The following is a 20,539-nucleotide window of genomic DNA, read 5'->3' on the forward strand; positions in this document are numbered from 1 at the left end:
GGAGGCTAAAATTTGAAACAAATTGATTTATATGACGTGAATATGAATTATCTTTATACCTACTCACTGATTGGCAAAGGTTCGCCTTATTTCAATCACACAAGACAGGTACAAATTGCGGATAGTGATAACGGGCGTTTGTGGCAAGATAATTTTAGCTTTGACGTCAAAATTAATGAAGATACTGACGATGTTTTAGCAAGTGCCGTTTATTTGATTTGGTCTGATAGTAATAATCGCGAGTACCTTTACAGAATTCAAAGCAAGTCAACAACATCTGGAGCTGGACCAACTCCAACCGAAACAATTAACGCTGTCAATGCTTTTTCGTTTGATTTAGCAGGCAGGATTGAAGAACACACTTTTATGACACCTACTTCTAGACAAGTGTTTGAATATATTATGGCTGGATCAGGTTGGAACTTGCATGAAGTTGATACTATGAATAATGGTGCCAGCAGTTATGAAGTTGCGGGGGCTAATGAATCTGGTGCGTTGAATGCTTTTGTGGCAGCAGTGACGGCTTTTAATGCCGAAGTTGACGCGTGGATAGACTTCGACCAATTCGGTAACATGGTTAAAAACGTTGATGTGGTCAATCATCTATATCCACTAGTTGATGCTGGTTTTGCTAATGTGGTAGACGTTGAAACGGGGACGGTACTAGAAAACTCCGATGTTACTGAACTTGTATCAGAAAACAACGGTAGAACATTGTCATACTATAATGGTTTGGCTGGCTTTACGCGTACCGAAGATTGGACGCAATTTTATACTAAGTTTTATGTATCTGGATTAAATGACGCGCAAATCACATCAGTTAATGGCGGTAAATCTTATATCGTGGATGAAGAAGCTAACGATCGCTACAACGGTGGTAGTCCTAACTATCCAGTTGGCGAACTGATCAGTGAAGATATTGCACAACCCCAAGCCTTACTAGATTGGGCTAAAACCGAAAAGAATAAATATAATCACCCGGCTTACACTTATGAAATCACTACGGAGTACATGGCTCCCGAAGACATGCCTAATCGTGGTGAAACAGTGTTGATCGTTAATTTTGATATTACGCCAGCAATGATAGTCTTAGCAGAAGTGGTTGACCGTGAAACTCATGATGATAACCCTGCTAGTAATGTCATTACTTTGGGTGAATTTAGAACGCTAAATCCAACTACTCCCAACTTAATCAAAAACATGAAAGACCAATCAAACATCGAAGCCTTGATTGACGCTGTTAAGAAAGATAGTCGGGCGTTAAAGGTTAATGTTTTAACACCAGATGGCACAGATTTTGCGTTGGCTGATCAACAGAAAAGAGCAATCGCACAGGTGCTAATTAATTCGGAGTATGTAACTAATTACATCGAAAAAGACGGTTTTATTTGGCAACACATTGACGAAAACGGAAAAGTAGATGAAGCCTTTTCTAATCGCTTTGACACATCAAAAGTGGGGTATATGCAAACTTTGAATGATGACTTTAAAGGTACGCTTCGGGTTTCGATTGATACTGATGAAATTAGTACTACTCCATCAATTTATTCTCATCAATCAGTAACGCAATCCAGTGCTAACCAGTCAGGTGACACGGTAAAAGCTGAAAACCTAGTAGCCATTAACAAAGAATTGTATAAGTTAGCAGATAATCGAGTTATCCAACAATCAACTGGAAACGTCATGACGGTTAATAATTTGGGTGGTAAGTCAATCGCTTACCGTCAAAATAATTTGCTACTACTAAATGCCAACAATCAGATTGTCATTGCTGGTTTTAAGTCGGGAGCAACGATTGACGCTAATACCCTTAGCGTTATCACCACTTTGCCTGACAACTACCTATTCACCTATGACGAGGGTGCCGACATGTTTATCGTTACTGACGGCAAAACAATTTATGCTGTAAATGGTAGCGATATTTTCAATGGTATTATTCCAACCTATAAAATTTATGATGTTAAAAAATTAGGTTATTCAGGCAGCATAGATTCCATTACTAGCAAGTATCCCAATATTTTTATTATTGGTGATGAACGCAAGTTGATGGGGATTAATATCATTAATCAAAGTCCCATTTTTACCTACACGATGACAACTGGTAATACTGGCATTAATGATGCGATTGCCATTTCTTATTTCAAAAACAATTTACATCTCTTAATGGATAGCACCAACGGAATTTATAAAATGGATATGATAGAGCGACAAGACGTTACTATTGAGCCTGATAATCCGTTAGAGTCATTAACCCCTACGGAAATGGAACTTCAGTTGCTAGATAATTTAGAAAATCGAGTTGCACAAGTCAGAAATGAAGATACTATTTCAGTTGGTTTTATTACTGATACGCATATAGATTTACAACAGAATGACGGAACTATTAACGCGTTGCGCCATATTAAAGTTATTAGTTACTACGCTGCTTTATCTAAACTTGATTATATTGTTCATGGCGGTGATATTGATGATGGGACAGAACCCAAAGAAGATACCATCGCAGACGTTAAGGCGGCTGTAAGCGCGATGAATTTATCTCAAACACCTTATTTCATTCTTGATGGTAACCATGATGATAATTCGGGCTATGCACGTGACATAATGAACCAACAAAATGCCGGAAAGATCAATCATCATGAAGCCTATCCCGTTCGACTATCACAATTCGTAAATCACGCCTCAATGAATACTGGTGAAACACAAAATCCTTATGGATCTTATACTTTCGCTGGTAAAAACATTGTGGCTATTTTCTTGAACTCTTTTGATGGTCCAGAGGGCGCACATGACGATGGCACTATGCTTTATATCACTCATGGGCGTTCTTCGTTTATGCAAAAACAAATTACTTGGTTAGCTGCTATCTTGAAATCCATTCCGGATACCAGCCAAGTTATGCTTTTTAGTCATTCTTCAATTCGCGGTGTTTTCCGTGATCCGTCTAACCTTGAATCTTTTGCGGACGATCAACACGGTGGTAACGAAATTTGGGGCATACTAAAAGCCTTTCAAACGGGTGGAAAGTATAAAGGTGATGGTTTCGGATTTTCTACCTACGATTCTAAAACTAATCAATGGACTGAAAAAGCTGAATCCAATCACCTTTTCAAATCTTCAATTTCAGTTGATTTTACTGGCAAGAATTCTAACCGTATTATTGGTGTTTTTTCTGGTCATACCCATCAAGATAAGGCACTTAAAAAAGATGGTATTTGGAACATCGAAACGTGTTGCTCCATTTACAATCGTGGCAACATTAAGGGGCGTCAAATTGGTAATGAATTAGAAGATTGCTGGGACGTTATTGTGGTAGATCCAGCAGCTAGAAAACTGGATTTAATCCGTTATGGCGCTGGTGAAGATCGCCACTTCGATTACTAGAAAGGGGGTGATAACGTGATAGCAGGAACAACAGATACCAATTTTACTGATAGCAAGGCGACTGGTGAATTAGCTCAAGATAGCGCTGATAATGCTAATGAAGCCGTCAAGCACAAGAGTAGCCTTTATAAAAGCACCAGCGAACCACCGCTTGATGATTTAACGCCTTATAGTGATGGTGATCAGTGGTATGTGGTAGATGACAATGGAACAGTTATCAGAATGTATCAATTAACTGATGGCGCATGGGTCTTATATAAGTGGGATCAAGAAGCACTATCAGTTAAAACGTTAAGCGCATTGTCGGCTGACTTAGGTCAAATCAATGCTGGAACTTTAAATGCTGTCGATATTAACGGCGCTACTATGAAACTGATTGCTCCGCCAGTTGAGCAATCTCCTGACGCCACTCCAACAACTGCTGGTGGTAGTTTGTACATTCAAGCTACTGGAACTAATCCGACTAACGGACGTTTGTGGAATGAAGAATACTGGATTGATCCTAACGGTTTTCACGAGAAATATTCGATGGGGGAAAATGCAAGCATTCAAAATGATTCAGTTTGGATTAGTCGTGGAAGAATTACTTTTATTCAAGGACCGGGTCGTCCTAATACCAGCACCGCCAGTAATCAAATTTATATAAGTAATGGCAAGGCGGTTTTACCATTTACACAAGTTAATGGTTCGCTGTATTCAACTGGTGATATTGGTAGCGATACAAGAATTGTTGGTGGAAATCTAGAAATGAGTGGTCACGTCATTAACTCACACGATGGCGGGGCTATTTATTTTGAAGAGGGGATTGGATCCGGAAATCCTAACGTTGATTTGTATTTTGGAAATGCGTACGTAAATGGTTCTGGTGGCACTAGTATGCAAATTGGCGGTACTGGAGCTAATGCTTTTTTCCAAATGAATAACAAAGATTATTATTTTCGTGGTGCTACTGGCAGCGACCAAGTTAGTGTTCACGCGAAATCATTAATTTCCACGTCTAAATTAAGTACTAAGCAAGACATTACTAAGCTAGATCCTGAACACGCTAACGAAGTGCTTTTAGGAGCTGATATTCAGCAGTGGCGTTATATCAACACTGCTGATCAAATTAATAAGCAAACCGGTGTGGTCATTGATGACATTAACGACCACGGACAAAAAAAGTATGGATTGCCTAACGAATTAGTTCGAGATGATGGAGAAGGTCCGATTGACGTAGGGAGCTTGGTTGGTTATTTAATCGCTCAAAATCAATACCAAGCCAAACAAATTGAAGAACTGAATTTGCGATTAGCCAAATTGGAGGTTAAGGAAAATGAAAAATAATTTCTATATTAGAAGTGTTATGCCTGATAGTGATCAAAAAGGTGTGAACGTTTCTTACGCGTTTAATTATCCACTTACTGGAAATAGTGAAAACGGCACAATTTATCTAACAAACGAGGAGTATTTAACCGCTATTGGTAAAGGTACCGTTGATGATATGACTAAAGGGGTTGTTTTGACGCTTCAAAGAAAAATCATTGATCAGAATACAGTAGGTGACTAAATGAACCACTCACTAGATAAAAGGGGGCTAATGACATGAATTTATTTATGTTGATTTGGCGCCAACTAAAAAGCAATCCGTTTCACTCAATTATTGGTTTTTGGCTAATTGGCATTGGTATTTTCTTAGTGGTCAATGACCACTATTTTTTATGGCCACCGGCCGCAGTTACGTTCGTAAATAATAACTATGTTGGAGTAGGATACATTTTGGTAGGTGTTGGCATGGTTTATTGGGTGCTTTCAAAATATCAGTCCATAAGGCTAGACCACTTTTTATTAATTGTGGCCACTTTTGGAGCTTCATTGTTAACGATGTACCAGTTAGTCCATTGGTTTGTTTTAGGCATAGATATGCCTTGGATTTCAAACATGGCGCTAACGGTGTTCATTTTAATTCTCTGTTATCGGAGCAACACTCAGTGAATCACATCGTTAGTCAACTGATAGCTTTGATTCCCACCCTATGTACGACCTACCTAGCCTACCGACTATCTAACAAGAAATCGCAACATCAAAAATACCAAGACGAACTCGATAACTGGCAAAACCTTTATATTGAAATGAAGATCGAACGTGACGAACTTATGAAACAACTGAATGAAAAAAATGACCAAGATCGAAAGGAATAGAGAATTGACTAAAATTAATTGGCGAGATGGAAAATTATGGGCTAGTCTTATAGCTTTGGGGATTGTATTAATTCAGCAGCTAATATCTATTTTTGGGGTTACTGTACCCGTTGACTGGCAAGGAATTGTTGGAACAATAAATTCGGTGCTTACTTTCCTAGGCGCACTTGGAGTTTTAAGTGATGTAACTAAAGTGGATTTACCAAAACAGGAGATGAAGAAAAAAGATGAAAAATAAAATTAAATATGTGGTTGGCGTCATGGCGTTGGCTATGGCGTTTTTATTTACCTTAAATACCAACGTTTTTGCGGCACAATCAGTGCCAGATCTTTCAGAATGGCAAGGTAATTTGACAGCAGGGCAAGTTAAAAAACTTAAGTCAGAATCGCCGTTTGTAATCTTGCGGGTTCAATATGGTAGTAATTACTATGATCGCACTTTTGATCACAACGTTGCTTTACTAAAAAAATATAAAGTACCTTACGGGGTTTACTCGTTTAGTCAATATTTGAATCCGAATGACGCTAAACAAGAAGCCAAAGACTTGTATAAACGAGCGCCACAAGCCAAGTTTTACGTCAATGATTATGAAGAGCAAACTGTTACTAGTGGTGGAACTAATGCAACTACCAAGGCTTGGTACACCCAAATGAATAAGTTGACTAGCCGCCCAATCCTTTTTTATTCATATGTAGGATTCATGCAAACCTACGCTTCAACCGCTGTTTCAAGCTATGATGGTTACTGGATTGCGGCTTATCAAAGTTATCGCCCCGCACGTCAGCATGTACTATGGCAATACTCTTCAAATCACTACTTCACTAGCATTGGGCAAAGTATTGACGCAAGTTTGCTCAACGACAAGCCGCTAAGTTGGTTTATCGGTAGTGGAGCAGCAGCTGAAAATTCTATCAGTAAATATCCTAATGGTGGTAGAAAAGTGGGGGAAAAGGTTAGAATTTCTAAACGTTCTATCCTATACAGTCCAAGAACTCGAATTGACGATAGCTTGACTAAGGTAAATCTAAAAATCAAGCAAGTTAAATCTGTTCGATTTAGTAAGTCTAATCAAGCAGCGCTGGTTTACAACGGTAACACGCCAATCGGTTGGGCGCTTGCTCAAGATTTGACTGCCTATTACTCAAGCTCCAAAGTTAAAAAGGTAAAAGTCATTACCAATGGTGGAATTAACACTTACTCCAAGACTGGTAAGCGATTAAACCACGTTAAAAAAGGTAGTGTTTTAAAGGTATCAGGTTATCGCACGAACGGCAGTGGTGCGCCAGTGTTTGTTCACGCTGGACATACAACTCACTTCACAGCCAATAAAAACCTAGTTAAAATGGTTAAATAGAAAATATAGAAAGCCCTCAACCTTAATTGGTTGGGGGCTTTTTTACATTGTCGTTTTTAATGAGGCAAGTTTGGACTATTTTGTTTTTCTACTATGTGAACTACTCGTCACTAAAGTAACAAGCTTCTAGGAACATCGCTGACTTGCACTTCATTCGTTGAATGAGGTGTAGAGGTTACGGTTATTTACTAAAGGGTGGTCGCCCAAGACGTTGATTCATCTTGGCACTAAAGTACCAAGTTTTCTCAACTGGCACCACTAATAAAGCTAAACCGTAAAAGTAAAAAACGATGAATTAAAACAGCAAATAATTCTAAAAAATATGATTTTTAAAGTGTTTTGTGGTACATATGTGGTACATTTGATTTTGACCATTGATATAACAGCTTTAAAAGCATAAATTGATAATTGGAAAGGAATAAGTGTGACTGATCAACAATTACAAGCATTGGTAGAACAAATTTCTACCCGATATTTTGCGTTGCCATTCAAACACCAAGCTTATTTTAATCGACGCTTAAAAACTACTGGTGGTCGTTATAATTTAAAAACGCATAATATCGATATTAATCCTTTAATGTTAACTGAGTTTTCACGGGATAATTTAGTAGCCGTGATTAAGCACGAACTATGTCATTATCATTTGCATTTAACCGGTCAGCCTAGCAATCATCGTGATATGGCGTTCAAGCAGTTATTAAAAGCGGTGGGTGGTAGTCGTTATGCGCCGGTGACTTCTAGACGGCAAGTACGTACTAAAAAATGGAGTTACGTTTGTACTCAGTGTGGCCAACAATATCAGCGCCAACGAAAAATCAACTTGGCTAAGTATTGTTGTGGCAAATGTCATGGTAAATTAAACTTAATAACTGTGGCTAAGTAGCTTATAATAAAGAGATAAAGAGCAGGGAGGATATGCCATGGCAAAAATTATTATTAGAGTTCCAGCAACGTCGGCTAACGTTGGCTCAGGAATGGACTCAATTGGAATAGCATTTCATCTTTACTACACCGTGATCGTAGAAGAAGCCACCGAAAAATGGCAGGTTAATCATGCCTTGGGTAGTGGTATTCCTAACGACGAAAATAATTTAATGGTACAAACTATTTTAAAAGTGGATCCTACTATTCATCCACACCAATTAACGGTTATTTCCGATGTTCCCATTGCCCATGGATTAGGTTCGAGTACCACTGCAGTGGTGGCAGGGATTTTAATTGCCAATGCTTTAGGCGAATTGAATTTAAGTGTGGCCGATGAAATCAACTTGGGGGCCAAGTTAGAGGGGCATGCCGAAAACGTCTCGGCAGCGTTATTAGGTAATATGACTATTTCCACTTTTGACGGTGAACAGGCCAAAGTAGTTAATGCCCAGATGCCTAAGGTAGAAGCGTTATTCTACATTCGTCCAGATGGAATTAGTGAAGTTGATAGTCGTAAAAAATTACCAGAAACCATTGATTATCAAACGGCGGTACGAGCTAGTAGCTTAACCAATGTTTTTGTGGGGCTGGTTTGTCAGGGTAAGTGGGATGAAGCAGTGCCACTAGTAGAAGATGATCAACTACATGAACCTTATCGTAAAGATTTAGTGCCCGAATTAGATGTCATTAGAGAAAAAGCTCATGAATTAGGTATTTATGGTACTTATTTGAGTGGAGCAGGTCCTACTATTGCCACGTTTGGTGAACATACCAAATTAGTGGAATTAAGAATGGCATTGCAAAAACTCAACTTAAACGGAAGTCTCCGCATTTTGACAGTGGATCAAGAGGGAGCAACAGTCCGCGGCGAATAAAAAAGATTTGCCAACAAGAATTTACTTTGGTATAATATTTCTTGTTGATGCGGCCATGGCGGAATTGGCAGACGCGCAAGATTAAGGATCTTGTCCGGATTTACCCGGGTGGAGGTTCGAACCCTCTTGGCCGCATAAAAGTGTACGATAATAGTCCGAGATAGCGGGTAAATACCTGTTATTCCGGACTTTTTTGTTTACTTAAAATCGATGTAATGATTTGAAACTATTTCTAAATCAAAAATATTTAAGAGTCAACGTTCAATTTAATCCCGTACACGGAATCGAACCATGTTGAGATCACCAGATACGGAAAATAGGTTATTTAAGGTCGAGCATACTCATTACCACGAGGCGCTTGTTGGGCACCATTACTTAATGCAGCATCCTCACTAATATATTCATAATTCCCGGGATTTTTAACTCGAGAATAATATTTTTGGGTATCAGATACAAAGACCATTCCCGGTTCTGCCACTGACCAAGAACCACTAGTGGTGTAACCATCTTCGTTAGAATCAGTGTTACTGGTATCATTACTGCTAGTGTTATCTGAACTATCAGTATCAGATTTTACTGAAGTATCAGTCTGATTAGTATCATGAGCATGAGATTGAGGTGCTTTTTTCTGAGTTGTTACAAGGGGTTTGGCATTATTACTGCCGTCGCTATAGTTTATATCAATACCTTCAACAGAATTAATCACAACTATTTCAGTGTTGAGACTACCATCAGATGATTTCAGGTTAATAATAGATCCACGAGGAATGGTTTCATCATCTTTATAAACAGGAGTAGTTTCGTAATTAATGGTATTACTAGTATTAGTATGGGTATCCCAATAATTTTCCGCCGTTTCTTCGGCATATCTCATACCGCCATTTTGGTCAGCACCAACGTTTTGAGGTCGGGTACCGGTAGTGAAGTTATTTTCAGATGTATAAGATTTTTCACCTAATAAACTATCACCAATAGAATGGCTACGGTTGTAAAGATAACCGTGATAAGTACGGCCAGTTAAAATATAACTAATAGCTACTTTGGGATTAGCACTAGGCCAGGCTGGTGGATCTAAAGGTGCGCCTTGGCGTGAACCTTTAGATGCTTGATATTCAGAGTAGGTAAGTACGGCCTTAGCTGTTGCTGCTCGCCCCTGACTGTCTGAAGCAAAATGATAATCGCCAGCTTTTAAATTTTTAAAACCAGTTAATTTAGACTTACCGTTCACCCAATAATAATTTTTGGTAGGCCCAGCTGATTGGCTATCAGTATATTTTATTAACTTAGCAAGAACCACTTTATGATCGGTATCAATAATTGCTTTAGTTGGCTCAGTATTTGTTTTTGATCGCGACTGAGTAACTTTTTTCGGTGCCGTTGCTTTTTTACTGTCTACTTTTTTATGTTCTTTAGTGGAACTGGCATGCTGAGATACGTTGTCTTGCTTGGGTTGTGCCTCTTGGGTGGTGTCGCCAGACATAACATTGCCAAATGAACCTAAAGTTAAAACAGCAAATAAGATAGACAACAATACATTCTTAGTCTTTCTTTTACGGTCGTTTCTTTTTTGCCAGAATCTATATGTTAACCAACCAAATAAAATAACAAATATAAGTGCAATAAATCTATTCATGGTAAACTCCTTTGCTCTATTTCTCTTTCAATCGATATTTCCCCGGCTTTTAACGACAATCAGTGGCATTGGTCTTGGCTTTATAGTTAATTCAAAATATTTAACATCACCATATAATTATCTAATAAAAAATAAGTAATAACAATAGAATTCTGGCTCAATAAAAGTATCAGTATTAGGAATCTATTTCTGGCTTTTTATATAACTATAATTATTAATTGTCACCAAATTGTATTATTTCTGCAAATTCTCCTTAATCAAAGAAGCTTATAATAAAATTGTTAAGGTGATTAAGCGAATCCATAATATAAAAAATAAAAAAGGAATGAATACATTGAATAAACTAACAAAATTAGGTTTAGCTGCAGTAGCTACATTTTCAATGATGTTGATGTCCAACAATAACAGTGCGTCTGCCGCTGCTACTAAAAAATCTATTACTAAAATTACAAGTGTTAAAAATGCCAAGTACGTAAGAAAGAGTAGTAAGGGGGCTACTTATAACTTTGTTATGACTGGTACTAAAACTTTTAAGTTTAGTAAAGCAACTCATTATTTAAAAAATTATCCACATACTACTTGGACTGTGACTAAAAAAGCTAATGTTTTAAAGGGTTCTAAGAAATATGTTTACTATTATGTTCATAATGGCAGTAGATCAGCTTCTGGTTGGATTTTGAGTAATTATTTACAATCAAAGAGCGTTGTACCAACGTTATCTAAAGCAGAAGCGGCTGCTAGAAATTGGATTGCACAACGTGAATCTGGTGGTTCATATACGGCTAGAAATGGTTCATGTTATGGTAAATATCAACTACAATTGACTTACTTAAATGGTGATCTTTCTAAAGCTAACCAAGAAAAGGTAGCTCAAAATTATGTAATGGGTCGTTATGGCTCTTGGCAAAATGCTAAGAGCTTCTGGTTAGCACATAACTGGTATTAAGATAAAAAAGGGACAGCCTTTGGCTGCCTCTTTTTTTATATCTACTTAATCTTGAAAATGAAAAGAATAAATTTAGCAGGTAGAGTGAAAGTTAAATTGGGATTTTCAGGTATTTCATGCTACAGTAAATTTAATTATTAGAGATTAGGAGAAGCTAAATGCAAAATTTCATTTTTGATATTGACGGAACATTAATTGATACGGAAAAAATGTATATAAAACCATTGTATGAGGTTTTGATTGCCAATGGGTATCAGATTACTTATGCTGAGGCTGAAGCTACCTTTGGTATTACTGCTAAAGATGCATTAGAACAATTAAATGTTATTAATCCCCAACAAGTATTGGAACAATGGAATCGTAAAATTCCTGATTATCAACAAGAAATGACTATTTTTGAAGGCATTCCTGAAGCTTTAGCGCAATTAAATGAAACTAAAAAATTAGCGATTGCAACTTCAAAGCTCAAAAATGAATTTGAACGTGATTTTACTCCAATTGGTTTAAATCGATATTTTCATGAGGTGGTCACTTCTGATGAAGTTAAGAAGGGAAAACCAGCTCCAGATATGATTTTAAAAGGTTTAGAAAAATTAGCGGCCGAACCTAAAGAAACCGTATATGTAGGAGATACAGTTTATGATTTAAAAGCAGCACATAATGCCGGGGTTTATTTCGCGTTGGCTGGTTGGCGTACTCCTGTTGATACTCGTTTTAAACAGGCTGATTTTGTGCTCCAAAAACCAATAGATATGGTGAATTTGTAATTTTTAACCAATAACAGTAGTAATTATTTGAGTTTTTGCATTTTTCAACTAACTAATCAGTTGAAATGTGAAAACTTTTTTGAAAATGATAGTTGAAAGCGCTTTTTTATGATAAAATACTAGAGTACGAAGTTTCTTAATAGATGAATTATAAAGAAATTATCGTATCTGTTTTTTGATGTATTACATACTTTTTAGAGAGGGGTGAATGTGATGTTATCAATTATTGTAGCTAGTCATGGTAAGTTTGCAGACGGGATTATGCAATCGGCTGAAATGATTTTCGGCAAACAAGAAAATGTTGCTGGGGTTTCATTTATGCCTGATGAGGGACCAGACGATTTGTTGAACAAGTATAATGCTGCTTTAGCAGACTTTGGTGAAGACGCTCAGGTCTTATTTTTAGTGGATCTTTGGGGTGGCTCACCATTTAATGCTGCTAGTCGAATTGTTGCAGAACATATGGATTCAATGGCATTAATGACTGGTCTTAACTTGCCAATGTTAATTGAAGCCTATGCTTCCAGAACAATGAGCTTGGCAGAAATCGTACCGCACTTAGAAGAAACCGCTAAAGAAGGGGTTAAACACTTGGATTTAGCTGAAGATGATGGAGATGATTTACTATGACAATGGATATTCGTTTAGCTCGAGTAGATAGTCGTCTTTTGCATGGACAAGTGGCTACTGCCTGGACTAAAGCTGTTACACCCAACCGAATTTTAGTTATTTCGGATACGGTGGCAAAAGACAAATTACGTAAGACCTTAATTACTCAAGCAGCACCTCCCGGAGTAAAAGCTAATGTGATTACGGTTGATAAAATGATTCAAATTAATAAAGATCCTCGATTTGATGTATTCAAAGCGTTACTACTAACTGAAAACGTAGCTGATATGGTTCGTTTAGTAGATGGTGGGGTCGATTTTTCTAAGACTGGAATTGATATTGGTAGTATTGCTTTTTCTGAGGGCATGACTATGGTTAATGATTCCATTGCTGTGAATGATGAAATTGCTAGTCAAATTCGCCAATTGGCTGACGATGGACTAGACGTTTTTGCTCAAAAAGTTCCAGCTGATAAAAAGCAAAACATGGTTGATCTATTAACCAAAAAAGGATTTTAGATTTATTTTATTACTTATCAGGAAACTGATAAGTGGTTTAGAAATTATTTTAAAAAATTATCCCAGAAAGGGGAAAATTTTATGTCAGTCATTACAATCATACTGGTTTTATTAATTGCATTTTTAGCTGGTATGGAAGGTGTTTTGGATCAATGGCAATTTCATCAACCAATTGTAGCTTGTACTTTAGTTGGAATTGCAACAGGTAATATTGCTGCCGGGGTCGCATTGGGAGGCTCTCTTCAATTAATTACTTTAGGATGGATGAACGTTGGGGCCGCTATTGCTCCAGATGCAGCCTTGGCTTCAGTAGTTTCAGCTTGGCTAGTTTGTGGCCCATCTCATCTTTCTGTTCATGATGGGATTGCCATCGCAATTCCACTAGCAGTTGCCGGTCAATTATTGACTATTTTAGTACGAACTATCGTGGTGGGATTAGTTCACACTGCCGATGGAGCTGCTGCTGAAGGTAATATTGGTAAAATGGAACGAATTCATTTGACTGCTTTAAGTTTACAAGGATTACGAATTGCCTTACCTACAGGGTTATTTATGTTAGCTAGTGCTACTACTGTTCAAGCTGCAATGAATTCAATTCCTAAGGTCATCACCAATGGTTTAAACATTGGTGGTGGGATGATCGTAGCCGTTGGTTACGCCATGGTTATTAATATGATGGCAACTAATGAATTATGGCCATGGTTCTTTATTGGCTTTGCCTTAGCTGCGGTTAGCGAATTAAACTTAATTGCAATGGGGATTATCGGGGTATGTTTTGCTTTAATCTACATGCAATTAACACCAAAATATAACTCAAATGCTGCTGTTGAAGGTGGCAGCGGTTCTGGCGATTCTCTTGAAGATGAACTAGATCGTGAGCTAGAAGACTTATAAGGAGGGTAAAAAATGGCTGATAATGCAACTGCTTCAAACGCAGACAATCAAAAATTAAAATTAACCCATGGTGACCTTGTTAGTACTTTCTGGCGTGCTGGTTTTGAACAAGCATCATGGAACTATGAACGTATGCAAAATCTAGGGTTTGAGTATATTATGGCCCCAGCAATTAAACGATTATATCCCGAAAAGGATGATCGAATTGCCGCAATGAAACGGCACATGGAATTCTTTAATACCCATCCTTACATGCAACCAGCTATTACTGGGGTTGTTTTGGCCATGGAAGAACAACGGGCTAATGGTGCTGATATTGATGATGCTGCCATTACCAGTGTGAAGGTCGGAATGATGGGACCACTTGCTGGGGTTGGGGATCCAATCTGGTGGGGTACCGCTCGACCAGTGTTAGGTTCTTTTGCTGCCAGTTTAGCATTGAGTGGTAGTGGTTTATTAGGACCAATCATCTTCTTCGTAGTGTGGAACGCATTACGGTTAGGCTTTCAATGGGGAACTCAACAAATGGGTTATCGCTCAGGGACCGATATTACTTCTAGTATTGGTGGTAACTTACTTCAGAAATTAACTGAAGGGGCTTCTATCCTGGGGATGTTTATCATGGGAGTCTTGGTACCACGTTGGACTAACATGAATTTCCCAATGGTAATTTCTAAAATTAAAACTGACGGAAAAGTTAAAATAACCACTTTGCAAGATATTTTCAATCAGTTGTTACCCGGTTTAATGCCATTACTTTTGACATTTATTTGTATTTGGCTCTTACGTCGTAAGGTCAATGCCATTTGGATTATCTTAGGATTGTTCGTTGTTGGTATTTTAGGATACTGGTCTGGTATCTTAGGTCTTTAAAAAAGAAAAGTCTGGTGCCCTTTTGGACCAGACTTTTTCCTTTCCTTAAGGAGTGAATCAATTGAAAGGAATGCAACCTCATTCAGCATTAAATGAAATTAATGAGTTAACCATTAACGTTAGCTATACGAGTGATCAGATAGATTATAAAGCTGGGACTTTAACGGTTGGCAATAATGGTTTGGAATATGAACGGCAATTTAAGAATGGGTTTATTCAAATTCCATTTAATCAAATTAAACAGGTTCAAGTACAAATTGCATTTAACCGCTTTTTTCGAGGATTTTATGTAATTACTAAGGATGGTAAAAAATTTAATTTTTTGACTAATAAAACTAAAAAGGTTATCCACGTTTTAAATCGTAAATTAGATCCTAAATTAATTGTTCGTTATCATAAATAAAAAAGAACCAATCAGAATATTCTGATTGGCTCTTTTGGTTTTAATATCCGGTAGCGTAACTATTAGTTTGACCGTAGTTAGTAGCCGTAGCCATTGTGTCATTACCGGTAGAGGTAGTATCGACGGTAGCTTGTTGTTTAGCAGATAATTCGTTCTTTTGAGAGATATTTAGGGCTTCACGAATCTTGTTGGTAGTTTTTAACAATTCATCACTTGAAACAACTTGGTAAGCAATTCCATCAATCATTGCATCATTACCTTGAAGAGTGTTGGATTTAATATGGTGAGTAGCATCGCCGTACTTAGCGCGAATGGCCAACATGTCATCAAAACTTAAGTCTGATTTAAAGTTACCTTTTAAGGAATCTAAAATTTCTTTATAGCGGGTAACGGAAGCAATATTCATATCTTTCATCACTAAAGCTTGGATAACTTGTTTTTGTCGTTGTTGGCGACCATAGTCTCCCTTAGGATCATCATCACGCATCCGAGCGTAATCCAATGCTTTTTTACCACCCAAGGTGACTTTTTTACCCTTAGTAACGCTAACTGAACCATAACTAAAGGTTAGTGGCGGTTTAACTTCAACACCACCAACGGAATCAACCATCGTCTTTAGGCCTCCCATATTGATGATAGCGTAAAAATCAATGGGAACGTTCAACATGTCTTGTACTGTTTCAACCGCAGTACCAGCACCACCAATTGTGTATGCAGCGTTGACTTTTTCGTATGGCATAGAATCACCGGGTACCGTTACTCTAGTGTCACGAGCGATACTAGTTAGGTAAACGGTTTTCTTTTGTGCATTCAAAGTTGCTAAGATCATTGTATCGGTTCGACCGGTATCATGCCGACCGAGTGCTCCAGTATCGGTTCCTAAAAGCAAAATGTTAATCGGTTTGCCTTTTTTAATAACCGCTGAAACGTTTCGTGATTTCTTCAAATTAGTTGAATCATAGGTTCCTTGAAATGTTGATTTAGCCTTCTTGTAAGCACCATAGCCCCAAAGTAAACCGCTCCCCATAATTAACAAAAAGATAACAAAAATAGTCCAGCCAATTTTGCGCCGTTTTTGTTTTTTATTTTGTTGATAATGAGGCTTTCGGTCTGATCTTCTTGAGTAGACTTGGTCGAAATCTTTATCATTTTTTTCTGGCATAGTAAGTCCTCGTTTATGAAATTATACAAAGAATTATATGGCAAATTTGTGAAGGGAGGGTGAATAATATCTTTTTTTTAACGATTATTTAACATTATTTATAGAAAGCGGTTAACTTGATTCATTATAGCGTTAAAAGTTCAATGGTAATTGTGCTACAATTATTATTGTAATTCTAATGTATTTATAATTTTTATCTACTAAAAAATAAGGAGAATTTGTCTAGTGAAAAAAACGTATATTTATATATTAATTTCCACTATTTTATTTAGTTCTATGGAAATCGTCTTAAAGACAGTGGCTGGCTTATATAATCCCATTCAGCTTAACTTAGTACGGTTTTTTATTGGTGGAATCGTTTTGTTGCCGTTAGCTAATTATGCTTTAAAAGTAACTGATCATAAATTAACTGTTTTTGACTGGCTAATGTTCTCTTTAACTGGCTTTTTATGTGTAGTAGTTAGTATGACTTTATATCAGTTAGCAATTGTTTATGATCAACCAGCAACGGTAGCAGTTTTATTTAGTAGTAATCCAGTTTTTGCGTTATTATTTGCTTTTTTACTGCTTCACGAACACTTAGATCGAGCAGAAGTAATTTCGTTAATTGTTACTATTATTGGCCTAGTTGTAATTGTTAATCCTACTAATTTGGTGAACCCGATTGGAACTAGTTTAGGTATATTATCTGCGTTAACCTTTGGTTTTTATAGTATTATTGCCCGTTGGGCGGGATTAAAAAGTGATCTTGGTGGGGTAGCTATGATGGCTTACACCTTTATTGCTGGTTCAGTGGAGTTATTAATTTTAGTGTTATTAAGCCATGTGAAAGGTATTAGTCGCTGGTTGAATCAGCGCTCTTGGGGGCAATCATTTGCCAACATTCCTATATTCAAAAACGTTACACCAGAACACTTTTTAGTATTATTTGTCATCGGGGTTTGTATCACTGGTGGCGGATTTGCCTTTTATTTTCTAGCAATGGAACAAGGGAGCGTGGCGTTGGCATCGTTAGTTTTCTTTATCAAACCCGCTTTGGCACCTATCTTAGCGATGATTTCGATTCATGAACACTTAACCACTAGTATGATTGTTGGTATTCTCATTTTAATTGTGGGGTCCATAATTTCGTTTACAGATAACCAGCGGCAAGAAAAGATAGCATAAAAGGTTCCAAAAGGTAAATAGTTTGTTAGAATAAACACAAACTAATTGCTAGGAAGTGAGTTCAATGGTAACCCTTATGATTATGCGACACGGTGAAAGTCAAGCTAACCGCGATAATGTTTTCACCGGTTGGAGCGATGTGAATTTGACCTCTAAAGGAATTCAACAAGCTCAACAAGCGGGTCAGTTAATCGCTGCTAGTCAAATTCAATTTAGTGATGTACATACTTCAATGCTTAAACGAGCAATTATGACGGCTAATATTGTAATGGAGAAAAGCCATCAACTATGGTTACCCGAACACAAGTCGTGGCGGTTAAACGAACGGCATTATGGCGCACTTCGGGGCCAAAATAAAGCCGAAGTTAAAAAGCGAGTGGGGGCAGCGCAGTTACATGAATGGCGCCGTAGCTTTACAACGGTACCACCATTATTGACAACTGCAGATCAAGATCGACGCTATGAGCAACTGGGGGTTAAAATTCCGTTAGGCGAAAGTTTGCAAATGGCCCAGCAACGACTAATCCCTTATTGGCAGGATCAAATTGCCCCTCGTTTATTGGCGGGGCACAACCAGTTACTGGTGGCTCATGGCAGTACGTTACGAGCCCTAATTAAATTGTTAGAAAATATTTCTGATGATGATATTGCCAGTATCGAAGTTCCCAATGGCGAACCGATCGTATATGAGTTTGATGCTCAACTTGAAATTAAGACTAAACGATTGCTAAAATAGAACTCGATTGAAAACTATTTATTATTATGGTTAAAAATGGTAATATAAAAACGAATATGAATCCGGTGACGAGAATTTAGTAGCCCGAAAAAGTCCATTCAGAGAGCGGGAATATGGTGAGAACCCGTTTGACCAATCGCGCGAAGACAATCTTAACAGGAGGTTGAGTAGAGATACTTGACCCGCTCAAAATACGAAGAGCGTTATTTTATGAGTTATTTTCAAGGTGGTACCGCTCGTGAGCCCTTGTACGCTATTTTGGCGTACTGGGCTTTTTTATTTAAAAGCGATCACCAACAAATTTAGAGGAGATGGACCAGTAATGCAAAGAACTACATATGCCGGCTTAGTCAATGAAGAATATTTGAACCAGACGGTAACCTTATTTGGTTGGGTTGACCGACGTCGGGATTTAGGAAAGTTGATTTTTATTGATTTAAGAGATCGAGAAGGAATTGTTCAATTAGCCTTTAACGAAGATAAGGATCAAGCTGCTTTTGCTGTTGCTAAAGAAGTTCGTAATGAATACGTGGTTAAAGTTGTGGGAACCGTTGTTAATCGGGCTCAAGGACAAGAAAATCACGACATTAAAAGTGGTAAGGTAGAAGTTGAAGTAACTAGTATGGAAGTACTAAATGCCAGTGAAACTCTACCGTTTGAAGTTCGCGATAATACTGAAGTTAACGAAGATTTATTATTGAAATATCGTTATCTAGAATTGCGTCGACCAAGTATGCAACGAAACATTAAAATGCGGAGTACAATTACACGAGCTACCCGTGAATTTTTTGACAACAATGGTTTCTTAGATATCGAAACGCCTGATTTGGCGAAATCAACACCAGAAGGGGCCAGAGATTACCTGGTACCTAGTCGAGTTTCTAAAGGTCATTTTTATGCTTTGCCACAATCACCACAACAATATAAACAATTATTAATGGGCGCCGGTTTTGATCGTTACTACCAAATTGCTCGTTGTTTCCGAGACGAAGATTTACGGGGAGACCGTCAACCGGAATTTACCCAAATTGATGTGGAAACTTCATTCATGGATCAACACGATATCATGGACTTTACTGAAGGCATGATTCAAAATGTGATGAAAAAAACATTAGGTATTGATGTCACTTTGCCATTTCCACGAATTACTTGGCAAGAATCAATGGACCGATTCGGTACTGATCAACCGGATGCACGCTTTGGTATGGAAATTCAAGATGTTACTGAATTAATTACTGAAAATGATATTGCTACGCCGGTCTTTGAAAATACTGATCATGAAGTTTTAGCTCGGGCAATTGTGGCTCCTGGTGCTGCCGATAAGTATTCACGTAAAGCCATTGATGCTAAAGAACAATATCTTGATCGTTATGGGGTACAACGATTAGTTTGGGCTAAGGTTGGTGCTGATAAATTTAGTGGTGGCTCTGGTAAGATGCTTAATCCAATTTTTGCTGAATTAACTAACCGCTTAGGCGCTAAAGAAGGCGACGTTATCTTCATGGTCTTTGACCGCTTTAAAGTAGTTTCAGATGTTTTAGGAGCGTTACGGTTAAACGTTGCGGCTGAATTAGATTTAATTCCCGAAAATGTTTACAAATTCCTTTGGGTAATTGATTGGCCATTGTTTGAATACGATGAAGGTGATCAACGCTGGGTTGCTGCTCACCATCCATTCACAGCGCCTAATGAAGGTGATGAACATTTCTTAGATGATGGTGAAGATCCTCATCAAGCTCACGCCCAAAGTTATGACATCATCTTAAACGGTTTGGAATTAGGTGGGGGTTCAATTCGAATTCACACTGCCGAATTACAGGAAAAAATGTTTAAAGCCCTTGGTTTCGCTAAGGAAAGTGCTTATGCCCAATTTGGTTACTTCCTTAACGCTTTGAAGCTAGGTTTCCCACCTCATGGCGGAATTGCTATTGGGTTGGATCGATTTGCTCGTTTACTTACCGGTGCTGGTAATATTCGAGAAGTAATTGCCTTTCCAAAGAATTCTAAAGCTATTGAACCAATGACTCAAGCACCATCAGTAGTTAGTGATGCTCAATTGGAAGAATTGGGTATTAAAGTAGATAAAAAACCAGAAATTAACGAATAATAAAAAAGC

Annotated in this window: 20 protein-coding genes, 1 tRNA gene and 1 pseudogene; 20 read left to right on the forward strand and 2 right to left on the reverse strand. The window is 37.8% G+C overall.

Annotated elements, in window-relative coordinates; genetic code table 11:
• Positions 1-12: 12 nt before the first annotated feature.
• The 10 genes from HII32_RS04910 to HII32_RS04955 all read left to right on the forward strand — a co-directional run bounded on the left by HII32_RS04910 (position 13) and on the right by HII32_RS04955 (position 8,850).
• Entirely contained in the window at positions 13-3,381 is a 3,369-nt protein-coding gene (locus HII32_RS04910; RefSeq protein ID WP_172188930.1) for a phage tail protein, read from the forward strand.
• Positions 3,382-3,396: 15 nt separating this feature from the next.
• Positions 3,397-4,707: a hypothetical protein gene (locus HII32_RS04915; RefSeq protein ID WP_172188932.1), complete on the forward strand. Its 1,311-nt coding sequence runs from the start codon at positions 3,397-3,399 to the stop codon at positions 4,705-4,707.
• On the forward strand, positions 4,697-4,930 hold the full coding sequence (locus HII32_RS04920) for a hypothetical protein (RefSeq protein WP_172188934.1): 234 nt from the start codon (positions 4,697-4,699) through the stop codon (positions 4,928-4,930). Before HII32_RS04915 ends, HII32_RS04920 begins: the two co-directional genes overlap by 11 nt.
• A gap of 35 nt (positions 4,931-4,965) precedes the next feature.
• Positions 4,966-5,355, forward strand: a complete 390-nt coding sequence (locus HII32_RS04925; protein ID WP_172188935.1) for a hypothetical protein — start codon at positions 4,966-4,968, stop codon at positions 5,353-5,355.
• Positions 5,352-5,561 carry a hypothetical protein gene (locus tag HII32_RS04930; protein ID WP_172188937.1) on the forward strand — a complete coding sequence of 70 codons (210 nt, stop codon included), beginning with the start codon at positions 5,352-5,354 and terminating at the stop codon, positions 5,559-5,561. The genes HII32_RS04925 and HII32_RS04930 overlap by 4 nt, the downstream gene beginning before the upstream one ends.
• A 4-nt stretch (positions 5,562-5,565) precedes the next feature.
• Positions 5,566-5,799, forward strand: a complete 234-nt coding sequence (locus tag HII32_RS04935) for a phage holin (RefSeq protein ID WP_246224865.1) — start codon at positions 5,566-5,568, stop codon at positions 5,797-5,799.
• The gene (locus HII32_RS04940) at positions 5,789-6,916 is read left to right on the forward strand and encodes a GH25 family lysozyme (RefSeq protein WP_172188941.1); all 1,128 of its coding nucleotides are present in this window, start codon (positions 5,789-5,791) and stop codon (positions 6,914-6,916) included. The genes HII32_RS04935 and HII32_RS04940 overlap by 11 nt, the downstream gene beginning before the upstream one ends.
• A gap of 424 nt (positions 6,917-7,340) precedes the next feature.
• On the forward strand, positions 7,341-7,799 hold the full coding sequence (locus tag HII32_RS04945; RefSeq protein WP_172188943.1) for a SprT family protein: 459 nt from the start codon (positions 7,341-7,343) through the stop codon (positions 7,797-7,799).
• Between the two features lie 37 nt (positions 7,800-7,836).
• Positions 7,837-8,715, forward strand: a complete 879-nt coding sequence (gene thrB, locus HII32_RS04950) for a homoserine kinase (RefSeq protein WP_172188945.1) — start codon at positions 7,837-7,839, stop codon at positions 8,713-8,715.
• A gap of 49 nt (positions 8,716-8,764) precedes the next feature.
• A tRNA-Leu gene (locus tag HII32_RS04955) sits at positions 8,765-8,850 on the forward strand.
• Between the two features lie 190 nt (positions 8,851-9,040).
• Here HII32_RS04955 and HII32_RS04960 read toward each other — a convergent pair.
• Entirely contained in the window at positions 9,041-10,348 is a 1,308-nt protein-coding gene (locus HII32_RS04960) for a DNA/RNA non-specific endonuclease (RefSeq protein WP_246224867.1), read from the reverse strand.
• 724 nt (positions 10,349-11,072) lie between these two features.
• Between HII32_RS04960 and HII32_RS07935 the strand changes: the two are divergent.
• The 7 genes and pseudogenes from HII32_RS07935 to HII32_RS04995 form a co-directional block, all read left to right on the forward strand.
• Positions 11,073-11,294, forward strand: a pseudogene (locus HII32_RS07935) (aggregation-promoting factor C-terminal-like domain-containing protein); the annotation flags it as partial.
• Positions 11,295-11,452: 158 nt separating this feature from the next.
• Positions 11,453-12,061: an HAD family hydrolase gene (locus HII32_RS04970; protein ID WP_172188947.1), complete on the forward strand. Its 609-nt coding sequence runs from the start codon at positions 11,453-11,455 to the stop codon at positions 12,059-12,061.
• Between the two features lie 213 nt (positions 12,062-12,274).
• Positions 12,275-12,691 carry a PTS sugar transporter subunit IIA gene (locus HII32_RS04975; RefSeq protein WP_172188949.1) on the forward strand — a complete coding sequence of 139 codons (417 nt, stop codon included), beginning with the start codon at positions 12,275-12,277 and terminating at the stop codon, positions 12,689-12,691.
• On the forward strand, positions 12,688-13,188 hold the full coding sequence (locus HII32_RS04980) for a PTS sugar transporter subunit IIB (RefSeq protein ID WP_172188951.1): 501 nt from the start codon (positions 12,688-12,690) through the stop codon (positions 13,186-13,188). The genes HII32_RS04975 and HII32_RS04980 overlap by 4 nt, the downstream gene beginning before the upstream one ends.
• An 81-nt stretch (positions 13,189-13,269) precedes the next feature.
• Complete coding sequence (locus HII32_RS04985) at positions 13,270-14,082, forward strand: PTS mannose/fructose/sorbose transporter subunit IIC (RefSeq protein ID WP_172188953.1); 813 nt, start codon at positions 13,270-13,272, stop codon at positions 14,080-14,082.
• Between the two features lie 12 nt (positions 14,083-14,094).
• Entirely contained in the window at positions 14,095-14,955 is an 861-nt protein-coding gene (locus HII32_RS04990; protein ID WP_172188955.1) for a PTS system mannose/fructose/sorbose family transporter subunit IID, read from the forward strand.
• 70 nt (positions 14,956-15,025) lie between these two features.
• Positions 15,026-15,358, forward strand: coding sequence for a DUF956 family protein (locus HII32_RS04995; protein WP_246224884.1), 333 nt, complete (start codon positions 15,026-15,028; stop codon positions 15,356-15,358).
• A gap of 40 nt (positions 15,359-15,398) precedes the next feature.
• Here the strand turns inward: HII32_RS04995 and HII32_RS05000 are convergent, their stop codons facing one another.
• Entirely contained in the window at positions 15,399-16,520 is a 1,122-nt protein-coding gene (locus HII32_RS05000) for an LCP family glycopolymer transferase (protein ID WP_172188959.1), read from the reverse strand.
• 225 nt (positions 16,521-16,745) lie between these two features.
• Between HII32_RS05000 and HII32_RS07920 the strand changes: the two genes are divergently transcribed.
• The 3 genes from HII32_RS07920 to aspS all read left to right on the forward strand — a co-directional run bounded on the left by HII32_RS07920 (position 16,746) and on the right by aspS (position 20,530).
• Entirely contained in the window at positions 16,746-17,687 is a 942-nt protein-coding gene (locus tag HII32_RS07920; protein ID WP_172188961.1) for an EamA family transporter, read from the forward strand.
• A 64-nt stretch (positions 17,688-17,751) separates the two neighbouring features.
• Entirely contained in the window at positions 17,752-18,423 is a 672-nt protein-coding gene (locus HII32_RS05010) for a 2,3-bisphosphoglycerate-dependent phosphoglycerate mutase (protein WP_172188963.1), read from the forward strand.
• 322 nt (positions 18,424-18,745) lie between these two features.
• Positions 18,746-20,530 (forward strand): aspartate--tRNA ligase, encoded by a 1,785-nt coding sequence (gene aspS / locus HII32_RS05015; RefSeq protein WP_172188965.1) that lies wholly within the window; start codon positions 18,746-18,748, stop codon positions 20,528-20,530.
• Positions 20,531-20,539: the final 9 nt, after the last annotated feature.

Origin of the sequence: Lentilactobacillus kribbianus (genome assembly GCF_013184075.1) — a bacterium.
Classification (GTDB): Bacteria; Bacillota; Bacilli; order Lactobacillales; family Lactobacillaceae; genus Lentilactobacillus; species Lentilactobacillus kribbianus.